We start from the raw sequence: 14056 nt of genomic DNA, 5'->3' as shown, positions 1-14056 counted from the left end.
CCGCCGGTCAGCGCGCGCGGACGAACAGCGTCTGGTGGCTATGGCCGATCGGCCCGGACTCGTCGTGCAGCGTGGACGCCGCCCAGCCGACGCCGGTCGGCTCGATGTTCGTGACGGAGTCCATGAGGACCCACTCGCCGGCCGGCTCGCGCAGGAGCGTGATCGTGAGGTCGGTGTTGACGAAGAGGTGCGTGCCGAACCCCACGACGCGGCTCACCCCGTTGCCGAAGTCGGCGGCGGCGCAGACGCGCGCGGCCGGGCACGGAGGCTCGTCGTCGACGAGGTCGCGCGGAAGCCGCATCCACACGCGGGCGGGCCCGTCCTCCGCCACGCTGCCGGCGATGAAGCGCAGCTCCATCCCCGTCCGGTGCATGCCCTCCGGCGGGGCATCGTCCAGTCCCGGGAACGGGGACAGCACCCCGTCGGCCGGGGGTGCCGGCGGCGGGTCCAGCGGGACGGGGGCCGCCGCACCCGGGAGCGCGACCTCCCCGGGAGCGAGCGCGACCGCCCGCGCCAGCAGCAGGGGCCGCCCGACGGTGTCGCTCAGCGTCGCCTCCAGCAGCTGGAAGTTGCGGCCCGGCTTGAGCACCGAGGTCGCGACCCGGACCGGCGCGATCGGCACCGGCCCGAGGAACTCGAACGTCAGCCGCGCCAGGCGCGCCTCGCCCGCCAGCGCCGTGAGGTGCTGCGCAACCAGCGCGGTGGGCGCTCCGCCGTGCATCTGGCCGGCATCCCACGGACCGCGCGTGTGAGCCGTCGGGACGAAGACCTCGCGCTCGCGGCGGAACAGCGGTGCATCCGCGGTGACCTCGGGGAACGGGGCGCGCGAACCGCTCATCGCAGGCCCTTTCCGAGGTCGGCGGCGCCGCAGCTCGCGGTTCGGGTGGACGAGGTCGGGATCATCGAGGGCGCCAGGCTAGTCGGCCTCAGTAGTCGGCGTCGGCCACGACGCCGGCGATCAGCTTCGACAGCCGCCCGCCCTGCCACGCGATCGGCGAGCTGCCCTCGTCCTCGACCACCAGCCGCGCGCCGGCGACCGTCGACGCGTAGGCCTCCCCCACCCACAGCGGATGCCCGGGGTCGGCGTCGTCGCGGTCGGCCACGATCAGCGTCGGGACGTCCGGCAGCGCGTCGAGATCGGCGACGACGTCGAACGGCTGCGAGCGCGGCACCTGCGACAGGGCGTCCGCCACCGCAGCGGGGTGCTCGTGCTGTGCCAGGCGCTGGTGCAGGACCTTCACGACCGTGTCGCGCCACTGCTCGGGGACGCCCGGCTCCCCGTAGGCGGCGACGAACCCGTCCACGCCACCGGTGCGCAGGCCGTCCGCCAGCCGGTCCCAGCGCTCGAGGTCGGGGGCGGCGTCCTCGTGGAAGGCGGGCGTGATGACGACCAGGCCGGCCACGCGTCCCGGGTCGGTGAGCGCGAACCGCAGCAGGGTGTGCGCGCCCATCGACGCCCCGGCGAGGACGGCCCGGTCGATGCCGTGGTCGTCCATGACCTGCCGTAGGTCGTCGGCGAGCGCGGGGTAGGTGTACTCGTCGGCCGGCGTGCTGGCGCCGTGGCCGCGGGCGTCGTACGCGATCACCCGGTGCCCGGCACGCTCCAGCGAGCGCGAGCCCATGACGACGTAGCGGTGCGACGCGGTCAGGCCGTGGAGCAGGATGACGGCCGGGCCCTCGCCGGCTTCGGACACGTGAAGTGCAGGTGCAGGCATGCGAGGCCTAACCTAGTGGGATGACCGTCATCGACACGACCGAAGCCGACTTCCAGCGCGACGTGATCGAGCGGTCGCATGAGATGCCCGTCGTGGTGGACTTCTGGGCGCCGTGGTGCGGCCCGTGCAAGCAGCTGACCCCGTTCCTCGAGCGGTCCGCCGCCGAGGCGGAGGGCTCCGTCGTGCTGGCCAAGGTCAACACCGACGAGAACCCCGCCATCTCCCAGTCCTTCGGCGTGCAGGGCATCCCGGCCGTCAAGGCGTTCGTGGACGGCAAGGTCGTCGACGAGTTCGTCGGGGCGCAGCCGCCCGCCGAGGTCAAGCGCTTCTTCGCCAAGCTCGTGCCGTCGAAGGCGGCGGTGTTGGTCGCCGCCGGGGACGAGGAGAGCCTTCGCGGCGCGCTCGCAGCCGAGCCGGGCCGGGCCGACGCCTCGCTGGCGCTGGCCCACATCCTTCTGGGCCGCGGGGAGGACACGGCGGCGCTCGAGGTGCTCGGCAAGGTCCGCGGCAGCTACCAGGCGGACGGGCTCATCGCCCGCATCCGGCTGGCCGCGGATCCCGAGCTCGACCTCGGTGCCGCGCTGACGGCGCTCGACGACGAGCGCCGCGAGGAGGCCCTCGACCTGCTCATCGACCGCGTGCAGCGCTTCCCGGCCCAGCGCGACGAGCTGCGCGCGATCGTGGTCGGCGTCCTGGACGAGCTCGGCGTCGACGACCCGCTGGCACGGGACACGCGCAAGCGCCTGGCCGCCGCGCTCTACTAACGGGGCGGGCAGGGCCGGCCCGCCCTCAGCCCAGGGCGTGGGCCTTCAGCGCCGCCGCGCTGCGCTCCGGCTGCTCCCACCAGAACATGTGACCGACGCCGTCCCACAGCTCGAGCCGGGCACCTGGGATCAGCGACGCGATGAGCTCGCCGTTGGCTGCGGGCAGCATCAGGTCCTCGGTGCCGTGGAGGACCAGCGTCGGCCGGTCGACCCCGGGCAGGCGTGCGCTCGTGTCGTGCCCGGCGATCGCCTGCATCTGCAGCATGATCGTCGCGACCTTCGCCGGTGCGGCGAGGGCCATCTGCCGGAACGCCTCGAAGTGGGCCGGGTCGGCGCGATAGCCCGCTGACACGTTGCACTCGTAGCCGGCGCGGAATGCCAGCTCGCGGTCGCCGGAGGTCATTGCGGCGCCGAGCTTCTGCATCGTCTCCGGCCCTGTCATGACCGACTGCGGTCCGCCGCAGTACGTGCAGCCGAGCGTCAGGCTGCGGATGCGGGAGCCGTGGCGCAGCGCGAGTTCCTGCGCGACCATGCCGCCCATCGAGATGCCCAGGACGTGCGCGGACTCCCAGCCGAGCCGGTCCAGGAGCGCTGCGGCGTCGTCGGCGAGGTCGACGATCGAGAAGCCCTCGTCGACCGCCGGCGAGAGCCCGATCCCGCGGTGGTCGTAGGCGACGACGTCGAAGTCGGGCGCGAGCGCCGTGAGGAACTCGTCGCCCCAGGACTTGTGCGTCCCGCTCATGCCCTGGATGAGGAGCAGGGGCTCGCCGGTGCCGCCGCGGGTGAAGTGCAGGTCCATGGGCGGCGACCCTACCGACGCCCAGGCTCAGACAGGCAGGGCGAGCTGCACGGGCTCGGGGGCCGGCTCCTCGGTCCCGCCGAACGAGGCCACCCGGACCCCGAGCAGCCGCACCGGCCGCGGCGGGGCGTACTCGCGCAGGAGCTCGAGAGCGACCTGGCCGACGTGCTCGACCTCGTTCGTCGCGTGCGCGATGGTGCGGGCGCGCGTGACGGTCGTCCAGTCGTCGAGGCGGACCTTGATGGCGATCGTCCGCCCCGCCCGCTCGTGCTTCTGCAGCCCTTTGCACAGCTGGTCCGCGAGCCGGTGCAGTTGCGCCTCGAGCTCGTCGCGCACCGTGATGTCGACGTCGAAGGTGGTCTCGCGGGACTCCGACACCGCCTCCCGGACGGCCTCCACGTGCGTCGAGCCCTCGAAGCGGGCACGCGCGGCGAGCCACGGACCCTGCCGCGGGCCGAAGGCGCCGGTGAGCACGTCCGGATCGGCCTTAGCAAGCGCGGCGAGCGTCGTGATCCCGAGCTCGTCCAGCCGCTCCGCCGTCTTGGCGCCGATCCCCGGCACGAGGCGCGGCGGGGATCCGGCGAACCGGACGCACGCCTGCTCGCGGGTCAGGACGACGAACCCCTGGGGCTTCTCGGCTTCGGAGGCGACCTTCGCGACGAGCTTGTTGGGGCCGATGCCGACCGAGGCGTCGAGCCCGGTCGCCGCGCGGATCTGCGTGACCAGCCGGCGCATGCTCGCTCGTGGCGAGAGCAGGCCTGTGAGGTCCAGGTAGGCCTCGTCGAGGCCCATGACCTCGACTTCGTCGACGGCCCCGCGGACCAGGCCCATCACGACGGCCGACTGCTCGCGGTAGGCCGGGAAGTCGGGCGGGATGACCACCGCCTCCGGGCACAGGCGGCGCGCGCGGGACATCGGCATCGCCGAGCCGACGCCGGACCGGCGCGCCTCGTAGCTCGCGGTGGTCACGACGGCCCGCGGCCCGGATCCGCCCACGACGACCGGCCGGCCCTTCAGCTCAGGGCGCCGGAGCAACTCCACCGACGCGTAGAACGCGTCGATGTCGAGGTGGGCGATGACCGGGGGCACGCGCGTCACAGGCTACGTGCCGCCCAGGACGGCATGGTGCGAACAGACGTTCGCACCATGCGGAAGGGTCGTCCCGGGGTGATGTCGGGTCCGGCCGCGCAGACCGCCGCAGGTCGCGGCGGCGCGCAGCCGCGGCCCTACTTGGTCGCGAGGACCGTCCCGAGGTCGCCGAACCCGAGGGCGCGCTTGGTGGCGCCCGTGAGGTCGAACTCGCGGCCGCCGACGAACGGGCCGCGATCGATGACGCGCACGCGCACGGACTTGCCGCGGTACCGGAGCGTCAGCTTGGTGCCGCAGGGCAGCGTCTTGTGCGCGACACCGAGCTCGTTGTAGCCGAGCGTGCCGCCACAGGCGAGCGGGTTGCCGTACAGCGCGTACCACGAGGCGTACGCCCGGCGGAAGACGTTCATCCGGCCGGCCGCCCGCGCGGTCCGCTTGTCGAACTGGTCGCCGGGGAACTGCACGCGCAGCGTGAGGACCCCGGGACGCTGCGGCTTGTAGGCGAAGCTGAACCGGCCGCCCTGACGCGTGAGCGTCCGGTCGACGGTCGACCAGCCGTTGCCGCGACGGACCTGCAGGCGCACGACGCGGCCGCGCAGCGAGGGCTGGAGCTTGCCGCGGACGGACGTGGTCCGCCCGATGGTCACGTTGCGCCCGACCTGCTGGACCCAGACGCTGGCCTGCGTGCGCTTTCGCTCGCGCTTGGTCTGCTGCTTCGCAGCACCGCCGGTGGCCTTCGCGGATGATGCGGCGCGCGTGGTATCGGCTGCGCCGGTGGTGGGCACCACGGCGAGCGTGGCGCAGACGGCTGTCGCGCCGGCCGTCAGGCGGGCACGGGACATGTTCGTCGGCCTCATGGAGGTCGACCTCCTTCTGTGTCATGTCGCCTACGGGGTTAGCTGTCGGGCTCGCAACACCACCCGTCACGCACCGTGCGTGTCGTGGTCGTGCCGCTACACCGGCAGAGAGCCGGCGATTCGCCCCATCCGGTTCTGCTCTGCGCAGCCCCGGTAGTGGGTCCCCCGCTCGTCCCCGCATGGATGGGAGACGACTCGGCGATCGAACAGTTGTTCGCTCAGCGTAGCGAACGCAACTGCAGCTTGTGTGTTGCTGGTCACACAGCAATGAGGTGCGACGCCGTGCGTCAGATCGGGGCGCGCGGCACCGCGACGCCGGGCGTGGCGGCCAGCGCGATCGCGGACGCAACCGCCGGGATGATCGCGAACCGCTCGTCGGGCGCCTCGGCGTACTGGCGCAGCGCCAGCGCCAGCAGGCCGTCGACGAGGTCGAGCAGCGGAGCCAGGTCCGCGCCGGCCTCGTGCTGGCAACCCAGACGGGCCAGCGCGAGCGGCTCGGTCGGGTCGGCCTCGGCGATCGCGACGTGCACCGCCGCGGCAGCATGGGCGATGACGCGCTCGAGCGCCGGGTGGCGTGGCCCGAGGCCGTGCTCGCCCCGCGCCGGCCCGTGGTCCTCGAGGTCCGCCCCCGCGATGACGCGCGCGAGCTGACCACCGGCCATCGACGCCATCGCGGCGCCGTCGATGCCCACCTGCCGCGCGCACCGCCGCAGCAGGAACGCAGCCATCAGCCCAGGCCCGTACGGCATGTCGCTCGCGTAGAGGATCTGACCCGGCGGGATGCTCGTCACCAGCGCCAGCAGGTCGGGCGCGAGCCACCACGAGGTGTCGAAGAGCAGGTTCGGGAGCTCGGCCGCCGCGCCCGCCAGCAGCCCGAGGTCGCTGATGCCGGCGTGCGCGAGCACGATCCGCGCCTCCGGGTAGCGCCGCGCCAGGTCGGCGCAGGCCAGTCCGAGGTTCGGGATCCCGCGCCCGGCGTGCAGCAGGACCGGGGCGCGTCGGCCCCCGGCCAGCGCGACGAGCTCCTCGACGACCGGGTGCGGGACCCCGAACGCGTCGCTGCGGGGATGGAGCTTGATGCCGGCGGCGCCGGCCGCGAACCCGCGTCGCGCTTCGTCGAGGGCGCCCTCCGCGTTCGGGTCCACGCGCAGCAGCCAGTCGAGCCGGCCGGCCGATGCGGCTGCCTGCGCGGCGATCATGTCGTTGGCCGGCGGGTAGCCGCCGGGCTCGTGCATGGGATACACGAGCCCGCTTGCGTGCCCGGCGGCGTCGAGCCCCTCGAGGATCTCGTCGAGCGTCCCCTTCACCCCGTCCGGATCGTTGTGACCGATGTGCAGGTGGGCGTCGCGCCAGGTGAGGTCGCCGGTGTCCTCGCGCAGGAGCGCGGCGATCGACCGCGCCTGCGGCAGTCCGTTGACGGGCATCGGGCCAGCTTATTGGCCGCCTGCGTCGGCCGGCCTGGCGTCATTCGTTAGGTATCCCTAATACCAACTGGTAGGGTCGGCATTCATGAGCCCGCGCCCGCGCTTCCTGTCCACGATCTCCGAACAGGCCTGCCCGGGACTCGGGGACGTGCTGCTCGCCCTCGCCGCCGAGTTCGGGGCGACGACCACGGGCCGCGTCGACGACGACCTCGACGCTCGCGCGCTGCAGGCGATGCCGGCACGCGGCCAGGACGCGCTCGCGCAGGCGACCGCGCTGCGGGCGGCCCTGTGCGACATCGACCGCGCCCCCACGGGCCACGGCACCCGCGCGTTCCGCGTCGACATGGCGGTCGCCGACCTGCGTGCCGACCCGCTCCTGCTCGTGGTCATCGGCGCCGAGGTCGCAGCGCGCGCGGGACTGCGGTTCGGCGTCAGTGCCAGCGGCAAGGAGCACCTGCTCGTCTTCCGCGGCCCGACAGGACCGGCCGGCCCCGTCGCGCTCGACCTCGCGCATCCGGCGCGGCCGATCCTCACCGGTGACGCCGTCCCGACCCCGCTCGTGCGCCGCTGCGGACATCAGCTGGCCTTCGCGCTGCTCAACGGGCTCGCGGTCGACGCCTGGCTGGCCGGCGACCTCGCGAACGCGGAGCACGCGTGCGACCTGCGGCTGCAGCTGCCGATCGACGGGGCGACGCGCGAGCGGATCGAGCTCGAGGCCAAGCGGCTGCGCGCATCCCGCAACTGAGAGACGGACGGGCGCCCCGCATGGACGGGGCCGCCGGGCGCTACGCGGCGTCGGCCACGAGCGCGCCGATGCGGCCCTCGGCCAGCAGGTCGTCGCGGAGCTTGGTGAGCCCGAGGCGGATGCGGCTCTTCGCGGTGCCGAGCGGGACGCCGGCGCGCTTGGCGATCTGGTCGGCGGTCAGCCCGCCCCAGTAGGCCAGGACGACGGCCTCGCGCTGGGCCTCGGGCAGCTGCCGCAGCGCCTCCTGCACGGCCGAGCGGTCGCCCTCGCGCTCGACCATCGCCGACGGCCGCTCCTCGACGCGGGCCTCGTCGTGGGCGACGACGAGCTTCAGCCGGTCCCCGGCGCGACCCGCGGCCTGGCCCTCGCGCCACAGGTCGAGGGCGCGCGAGCGGGCCATCAGACGCAGGTAGCTGCCGAGCTCGCCGCGGCGGGCGTCGAACTTGGCCGGGCTGCGCCAGACCTTGACGAAGACGTCCTGCACGACGTCCTGAGCCTGGGCCTGGTTGCCCAGGATGCGGTACGCGGCCCCGTAGACGCCACGGTGGTGCTCGTCGTAGGCGCGGGAGAAGGTGGTGTGATCGGCAAGGTTCATGGCGGCGGAATCCAATGGAAGTGAGGGGAAGCGGTAGCAACCTTCAACACGCTGTTACCCAACCTTACACAAGATGAACAAGGTCTTCAATGAGTCGATGCTGCGACAATCCCGCGCCCATGCGGATCGCCCTCGCCCAGCTGAACACGACCGTCGGCGACCTGCCCGGAAACCGCGCCCTGATCGAGGGTGCGATCGCGGATGCCCGCGCCGCCGGGGCGGCAATCATCCTCGTCCCCGAGCTGGCGATCACCGGCTATCCGCCCGAGGACCTGCTGCTCAAGGAGCACCTGCTGGCCGCCGCCCGGGCCGAGCTCGAGGCGATCGCCGCGCAGACCCACGGCATCGTCGCGGTCGTCGGCTTCCCCGAGCGCGCGGACGACGTCTACAACAGCGCAGCCGTGATCGCGGACGGCGGCGTCCGCGCGATCTACCGCAAGCTCCGGCTCCCGAACTACGGCGTCTTCGACGAGCTGCGCTACTTCCAGGCCGGCACCATGCCCATGGTCATCGAGGTGGACGGCGTCACCGTCGGCCTGACCATCTGCGAGGACCTGTGGATGCCGGGTGCACCGGCGACCCCGGAGGCGCTCGCCGGCGCGCGGCTGATCCTCAACATCTCCGCGTCGCCCTTCCATGCCGGCAAGGCCTCCGCGCGCGAGACGATGCTCGCGCAGCGCGCACGGGACAACCTCGCGGCCGTCGCCTTCTGCGCCCTCGTCGGCGGCCAGGACGAGCTCGTCTTCGACGGCTCGTCCGTCGTCGTCGACCACAACGGCCTGCCGATCGCCCGGGCGCCGCAGTTCCGGCCCGCGCTGCTGGTGTGCGACGTCGACACGGACGCGGCCGGCAGCGCCCGGCTCCACGACACCCGCCCGCGGCTGGCCGCCCGCGAGGAGCCGCCGGTCTACGAGCACGGCGGCACCTTCACCACCGCGGCACCCGACCACGTCCTCGCGCCGGCGACGAGCCACGCGCAGGCCGGAACGATCGCCGTCCGCCCGCCCGCCGTGCAGGAGGTCTACGAGGCGCTCGTGCTCGGGGTCCACGACTACATCGCCAAGAACGGGTTCCAGCGCGTCGTCCTCGGCCTCTCGGGCGGGGTCGACTCGACCCTCGTCCTGCTGATCGCCGTCGACGCGCTCGGAGCCGACCGGGTCAGCGTCGCGGTCATGCCCTCGCGCTACTCCTCCGACGGCACCCAGGGCGACGCGCGACAGCTGGCCGCGAACCTGGGGGTCCAGTGCCTGGACCTGCCGATCGAGCAGCCGATGCTCACCTACGAGGCGCTGCTCGGCGAGGTCTTCGCCGGCCGCGAGCCCGACCTGACCGAGGAGAACCTGCAGGCGCGCATCCGCGGCAACCTGCTGATGGCGCTGTCGAACAAGTTCGGCTGGATCGTCCTGACGACCGGCAACAAGTCCGAGATGAGCGTCGGCTACTCCACGCTCTACGGGGACAGCGCGGGCGGCTTCGCGGTCATCAAGGACGTCCCCAAGACGCTGGTGTACGAGCTCACCGCGTGGCGTCGCGCGCGTGACGCGAGCGATCCGGTCCCGGACTCGATCGTCTCGCGGCCGCCGTCCGCCGAGCTGCGCCCGGACCAGAAGGACTCCGACTCCCTTCCGCCCTACGACGTCCTGGACCCCATCCTGCAGGGCTACGTCGAGCAGGACCTCGGCCCGGACGCGCTGATCGCGCGGGGACACGACGAGGACGCCGTGCGGCGCATCGTCCGGCTCGTCGACCTCGCGGAGTACAAGCGCCGCCAGCAGCCGCCCGGCGTGAAGATCACCCCGCGGGCGTTCGGGCGCGACCGGCGGCTGCCGATCACGAGCCGCTGGCGCGGCTGACCCGGGTCAGACCGGCGCGGTGGGCAGGGGCCGCACCGCGATCGTCATGCGGATCAGGGAGCACAGGCGACCGGCGTCGTCGGTGATCTCGACCTCCCAGACCCATGTGGTCCGTCCCTTGTGGCGCCGGATCGCCGTCGCGTGGATCGTGCCCTCGAAGATCGGGCGCAGGAACGACGTCTGGTTGCTCAGGCCCTGGGCGGACATGCCGTCCTCGATGACGACCCGCGCGGTGCCGATCGACGTGATCGACTCGGCGATCGACGCGAAGACGCCGCCGTGGACGAGCCCCATCGGCTGCTTGACCTTATCGCTGACCTCGACGGTCGCCGTGACCCGCTCCGGCGTGACCTCGCCGAGCTGCAGCCCGTAGAGGGCGTCGAAGGTCTGCTCGTACGGGATCGCGGGCTCGAAGTCCATGAGGCCGCGGAGTCTATGCGCGCACGCGCGCAGGGGAGGTTGCGCCGCAGCACCGGGCGCTCCGGACTAGGCTTGTCGGTCGATGAGCCGTCTCGACGAACTTCCCGCCGACCAGAAGGCCACGCTCCAGCTGCTGCTGAAGCAGGGCAAGAGCTACGACGACCTCGCAGCGCTGCTCCGCCTCGAGCCACGCGCCGTCCGGGACCGGGCGCTCAACGCCCTCGACGCGCTCGGGCCGGAGAACGTCGACGGCCTTTCGCCAGAGCGTCAGGACGAGGTGTCCGACTACCTGCTCTCGCAGCAGTCCGCCTCCGCGCGCGCCGCCACCCGCGCGTTCCTCGAGGGCTCGGCCGCCGGCCGCTCCTGGGCGCGCGCCGTCGCGGCCGAGGTCCGCGGGCTCGCCGGCGACAGCCTGCCCGAGATCCCGGCCGACGCCGTCGAGACCGAGGAGGCCTTCGAGGCCGTCACCGCGCGTCGCGCGGCCCGTGAGCGCCAGGAGCAGTCCTCCAAGACCGGCGGGATCATCCTGCTCATCGGCGCGGCCGCGATCGTCGCTGTCCTGGTCGTCCTGGCGGTCTCCCGCCTCGGCGGCGACGACGACGACGACTCGGCGTCCTCTGACGACACCCCCGTCGCCACGCAGACCAGCGCGGCCGCCGGCGCCGGCGCAGCAGGCACCGACACCGGGACCGGGGCGGCCGCCCCCACCGACCCGAACGGCGGCATCGAGGTCCAGATCCCGATGACGTCCACCGCCAACAAGGACACGGTCGCCGCCGGCTTCGTCCTCAAGCAGGGCAACACCCGCGTCCTCGGCATCAACGGCCAGGGCTTCCCGGCGACCGACGGCAGCAAGTTCAACTACGCCGTCTGGCTGTACACCTCGAAGGCCAAGGCCGTCCGCCTGGGCTTCGTGGGCGCCGGCGTGGCCGCTTCCGGCGCCGACAAGGGCCGCCTCGTGACCGGCGCCGACCCGGACCAGATCGAGAAGGCCGCCGAGGCCTCGAAGGACGCCAAGGAGAAGGCCGCGGGCATCGAGACCGCGAACCTGATCCGGACCGCGCTGAAGGACATCTACACCTACAAGGAGCTCGTCGTCTCCCGCGAGCCCGCCGGGACCGATCCGAAGGCGCCGACGACCGTGGTCGTCGCGGGCCCGATCGTCAAGCCCACCTGAGCGAGCGGCGGCGCCGCCCCGGCGCCGTCAGGACTTGGCCAGCAGGTCCGCGATGTCGGCCTCGAGGTGCTCGAGGGCGTCATCGAGCACGCGGGCCGTCGCGCGGCGGACCATCATGCCGCCGCCGAACCGGGCCCAGCCGCGCATCGTCTGCTGACGCGTGATCGTGACCTTCGTCCGGCCGTCGCCGGTCGCCTCGAGCGTGATCGACGTCGAGGCGAAGGTCATGACGCGCGCGAACGGCGTGTCCTCGATCTCCTGCTCCCAGGTGATCTCGCGCTCCTCGAACATCTGGGTGAGGCGGTGGTCGGCACGGATCGCGCGGCCGCGCTCACTACGCAGGACCTCGGTGAACTGCCCGTCGCTCACCTGCTCGACCCGTTCCACGCGCGGCCACCAGCGGCGCAGGTTGTACGGGTCGCCGACGACCGACCAGACGGCGGTCGAGTCGGCGGGGATGGTGCGGCTCCGGCTGATCTTGGGCACGTCGTGGTCTCTCCCTTACTCCGTGTCGTCGACGATCAGCGCGTGGACAGCGTGCGGTGCGAGCGACGTCCGGCCCGGGAGGAACCCGAGCTCGATCAGGAACGCGCACGCGACGACCTCGCCGCCGAGCTGCTCGGCCAGGGCGCAGAGCGCGCCGGCGGTGCCGCCCGTCGCGAGCAGGTCGTCGTGCACGAGGACACGCGAGCCCGGCGTTATGGCGTCGGTGTGGACCTCGAGCGTGTCGCGCCCGTACTCGAGCGCGTACTCGGCGCTCGTGGTGTCGTGCGGAAGCTTGCCCGGCTTGCGCGCGAGGACGAAGCCGGCACCGAGCTCGCGGGCGATCGCGGCGCCGAGCACGAAGCCGCGCGCCTCGGCGGCGATGACGACGTCGGGCTTCAGCGGCCGGGCGATGTCGGCGAGGCCGGCGACCGCCGCGTCGAGCGCCGCCGCGTCCGCCAGCAGCGGCGTGATGTCACGGAAGACGATCCCCGGCTCCGGGAAGTCCGGGATGTCGCGGATGAAGCTGCGCAGGTCCATGGCGGTCAGCGGTCGGGCGGCGTGAGCGGCGGGCCGACGATCTTGCGCAGGTCCCGGATCAGCAGCAGGTGCTTCAGGTGGGTGGTGACCGCGGCGAGGTTCTCGAGCGCGTCGAGCGCCTCCTTACGGCGGTCGACGTTCCGCGAGCGCAGCGCGGGCGCGAGGATCTGCTGCAGCAGCGCCGCCTCACGGTCGGCGGACGTGCGGAAGGCGCGCAGGTTGCGGCCGCCGACGCCGTACCGCGCGAGCTCCGTGACCGCGCGGATGATCTCGCGCTCGGTCTCGTCGAAGTACTTCACGCCGCCGCGCATCTCGCCGCGGATCACGCCGTAGTCCTCGAGCTCCGCCACGAGGGAGGCCTGCGCCTGCGTCTCCTCCAGGACGTCCTCCAGCGAGTACGACGCCCCGCGTCCCTGGACCGACATGCTCACGCGGCGCCGCGGACGCGGGTCCGTGGGTGGGTCGCCGGTCTCCGGGGCGGCGGCGGGGGCGGGGGCCGCGGTGGCCGCCTCGCGGCCGGCCGCCAGCTCCTGCCGGATGACGCGCAGCGGCAGGAACTCGTCGCGCTGCAGGCGCAGGATGGTCCGCAGCCGCTGCACGTCGGTCTGGGCGTAGAGCCGGTAGCCGCCGGGCGTGCGCCGCGGGGTGAGCAGCTTCTGGTCCTCGAGGTACCGGATCTTGGAGATCGAGATGTCGGGGAACTCCTGCTCGAGCGCCTTGCACACCGCGCCGATCGTCATGGCCTTCGCCCGCGGCGACTCCGCGGCGTCCGGCGGGCGTTCGCGGGAGGGGACGGGGTCGGTCAGCGCCATCAGCGCGCGAGGAACGTGAGCTTGTACTTGCCGACCTGGAGCTCATCGCCGTCGTGCAGCTGCTCGGACTCGATGCGCTTGCGGTTGACGTACGTCCCGTTCAGCGACCCGAGGTCGTCGAGGTAGTACACGTCGCCGCGCCGGACCAGCAGCGCGTGGTCGCGGGAGACGGTGACGTCGTCGAGGAAGACGTCCGAGTCGGGCCGGCGGCCGATCGCGAGGCGGTCGGCGTGGATCGGGAAGGACTCCCCCACCCGTCCGCCGCCGGCACGGATGACGATCGCAGCGCCCTCGGCCTCCACGACGTCACCGACGTCGATCGGGATGAACTCACCGGTCTCGCCGACGCGGTAGGTCGCGGTCTGCGGCTCGGCAGACGGATCCTCGGGGGCGCGATCGCCGAGGTAACTCCCGCACTTCTGGCAGTAGTTGGCCCCGTCGATGTTCGTGAACCCGCACTCCGGGCAGTGGATGGCCACCGCGATCAGCCCCCAGTCCGCTCGCGCTCAGCTCGCGGCGTCGTCGTCGGCGGCCGACGCGGCCGCGCGGCCGGAGAGGATGTCCGTGAGACGCTGGACGTCGGCGCCCGTGATCACGTCCTCGCCGCCCTCGTGCTTCTTGCGCAGGCGGTTGACAAGCTCCGCGCGCAGGATGTCGATCTTCCCGTGGAGGATGCGGCGCTTGTAGGAGATGTCGATCTCCTCTTCGGTCAGGTTCTGAATGAGGTCCTTGAGCTCCTGATCGGTCAGTGAGCCAAGGTCCGGGAAAGTCTCCATGTGCGCG

Annotated in this window: 17 protein-coding genes and 1 riboswitch; of the genes, 4 read left to right on the top strand and 13 right to left on the bottom strand. The window is 72.9% G+C overall.

Annotated features, from left to right (window positions below; genetic code table 11):
* Nucleotides 1–7 precede the first annotated feature (7 nt).
* Together DSM112329_RS12290 and DSM112329_RS12285 are read right to left on the bottom strand one after the other, a co-directional pair.
* Complete coding sequence (locus tag DSM112329_RS12290; RefSeq protein ID WP_354702107.1) at nt 8–838, bottom strand: thioesterase family protein; 831 nt, start codon at nt 836–838, stop codon at nt 8–10.
* A gap of 88 nt (nt 839–926) precedes the next feature.
* On the bottom strand, nt 927–1715 hold the full coding sequence (locus DSM112329_RS12285; protein ID WP_354702106.1) for an alpha/beta hydrolase: 789 nt from the start codon (nt 1713–1715) through the stop codon (nt 927–929).
* 20 nt (nt 1716–1735) lie between these two features.
* On the opposite strand from DSM112329_RS12285, the gene trxA reads away from it, so the two are divergent.
* Entirely contained in the window at nt 1736–2479 is a 744-nt protein-coding gene (gene trxA, locus DSM112329_RS12280) for a thioredoxin (RefSeq protein WP_354702105.1), read from the top strand.
* Nucleotides 2480–2504: 25 nt separating this feature from the next.
* Here the strand turns inward: trxA and DSM112329_RS12275 are convergent, their stop codons facing one another.
* The 4 genes from DSM112329_RS12275 to DSM112329_RS12260 all read right to left on the bottom strand — a co-directional run bounded on the left by DSM112329_RS12275 (nt 2505) and on the right by DSM112329_RS12260 (nt 6648).
* Complete coding sequence (locus DSM112329_RS12275) at nt 2505–3278, bottom strand: alpha/beta fold hydrolase (RefSeq protein WP_354702104.1); 774 nt, start codon at nt 3276–3278, stop codon at nt 2505–2507.
* A gap of 27 nt (nt 3279–3305) precedes the next feature.
* On the bottom strand, nt 3306–4367 hold the full coding sequence (gene dinB / locus DSM112329_RS12270) for a DNA polymerase IV (RefSeq protein ID WP_354702103.1): 1062 nt from the start codon (nt 4365–4367) through the stop codon (nt 3306–3308).
* A 137-nt stretch (nt 4368–4504) separates the two neighbouring features.
* Nucleotides 4505–5224, bottom strand: coding sequence for a septal ring lytic transglycosylase RlpA family protein (locus DSM112329_RS12265; RefSeq protein ID WP_354702102.1), 720 nt, complete (start codon nt 5222–5224; stop codon nt 4505–4507).
* A gap of 11 nt (nt 5225–5235) precedes the next feature.
* Nucleotides 5236–5435, bottom strand: a riboswitch (cyclic di-AMP (ydaO/yuaA leader).
* A 76-nt stretch (nt 5436–5511) separates the two neighbouring features.
* Entirely contained in the window at nt 5512–6648 is a 1137-nt protein-coding gene (locus tag DSM112329_RS12260; RefSeq protein ID WP_354702101.1) for an amidohydrolase family protein, read from the bottom strand.
* 85 nt (nt 6649–6733) lie between these two features.
* Here DSM112329_RS12260 and DSM112329_RS12255 point away from each other — a divergent pair, with 85 nt between their 5' ends.
* Nucleotides 6734–7393, top strand: coding sequence for a hypothetical protein (locus tag DSM112329_RS12255; RefSeq protein WP_354702100.1), 660 nt, complete (start codon nt 6734–6736; stop codon nt 7391–7393).
* Nucleotides 7394–7433: 40 nt separating this feature from the next.
* Here DSM112329_RS12255 and DSM112329_RS12250 read toward each other — a convergent pair whose 3' ends face one another.
* Nucleotides 7434–7988: a sigma-70 family RNA polymerase sigma factor gene (locus DSM112329_RS12250; protein WP_354702099.1), complete on the bottom strand. Its 555-nt coding sequence runs from the start codon at nt 7986–7988 to the stop codon at nt 7434–7436.
* Between the two features lie 119 nt (nt 7989–8107).
* On the opposite strand from DSM112329_RS12250, the gene DSM112329_RS12245 reads away from it, so the two are divergent.
* The gene (locus DSM112329_RS12245; protein ID WP_354702098.1) at nt 8108–9841 is read left to right on the top strand and encodes an NAD+ synthase; all 1734 of its coding nucleotides are present in this window, start codon (nt 8108–8110) and stop codon (nt 9839–9841) included.
* 6 nt (nt 9842–9847) lie between these two features.
* On the opposite strand, the gene DSM112329_RS12240 is transcribed toward DSM112329_RS12245, so the two are convergent.
* The gene (locus tag DSM112329_RS12240) at nt 9848–10261 is read right to left on the bottom strand and encodes a PaaI family thioesterase (protein WP_354702097.1); all 414 of its coding nucleotides are present in this window, start codon (nt 10259–10261) and stop codon (nt 9848–9850) included.
* A gap of 82 nt (nt 10262–10343) precedes the next feature.
* Here DSM112329_RS12240 and DSM112329_RS12235 point away from each other — a divergent pair, with 82 nt between their 5' ends.
* Nucleotides 10344–11438 (top strand): hypothetical protein, encoded by a 1095-nt coding sequence (locus DSM112329_RS12235; RefSeq protein ID WP_354702096.1) that lies wholly within the window; start codon nt 10344–10346, stop codon nt 11436–11438.
* Between the two features lie 27 nt (nt 11439–11465).
* On the opposite strand, the gene DSM112329_RS12230 is transcribed toward DSM112329_RS12235, so the two are convergent.
* From DSM112329_RS12230 to DSM112329_RS12210, 5 genes are read right to left on the bottom strand one after another with little or no spacing between them, the layout of a single operon-like run.
* Nucleotides 11466–11924 carry an SRPBCC family protein gene (locus DSM112329_RS12230; RefSeq protein WP_354702095.1) on the bottom strand — a complete coding sequence of 153 codons (459 nt, stop codon included), beginning with the start codon at nt 11922–11924 and terminating at the stop codon, nt 11466–11468.
* 15 nt (nt 11925–11939) lie between these two features.
* Nucleotides 11940–12461, bottom strand: coding sequence for an adenine phosphoribosyltransferase (locus tag DSM112329_RS12225; protein WP_354702094.1), 522 nt, complete (start codon nt 12459–12461; stop codon nt 11940–11942).
* Between the two features lie 5 nt (nt 12462–12466).
* A complete protein-coding gene (locus DSM112329_RS12220; RefSeq protein ID WP_354702093.1) occupies nt 12467–13273 on the bottom strand; it encodes a MerR family transcriptional regulator in 807 nt (268 codons plus the stop codon).
* Entirely contained in the window at nt 13273–13752 is a 480-nt protein-coding gene (locus DSM112329_RS12215; RefSeq protein ID WP_354702092.1) for an FHA domain-containing protein, read from the bottom strand. Before DSM112329_RS12215 ends, DSM112329_RS12220 begins: the two co-directional genes overlap by 1 nt.
* A 27-nt stretch (nt 13753–13779) precedes the next feature.
* Nucleotides 13780–14049, bottom strand: a complete 270-nt coding sequence (locus tag DSM112329_RS12210) for a hypothetical protein (RefSeq protein ID WP_354702091.1) — start codon at nt 14047–14049, stop codon at nt 13780–13782.
* Nucleotides 14050–14056: the final 7 nt, after the last annotated feature.

Source organism: Paraconexibacter sp. AEG42_29 (assembly GCF_040581415.1).
In the GTDB taxonomy this organism is placed as follows: Bacteria; Actinomycetota; Thermoleophilia; order Solirubrobacterales; family Solirubrobacteraceae; genus Paraconexibacter.
The sequence above is the reverse complement of the archived record's forward strand: the minus strand, read 5'-3'. Positions and strand labels throughout refer to the sequence as shown.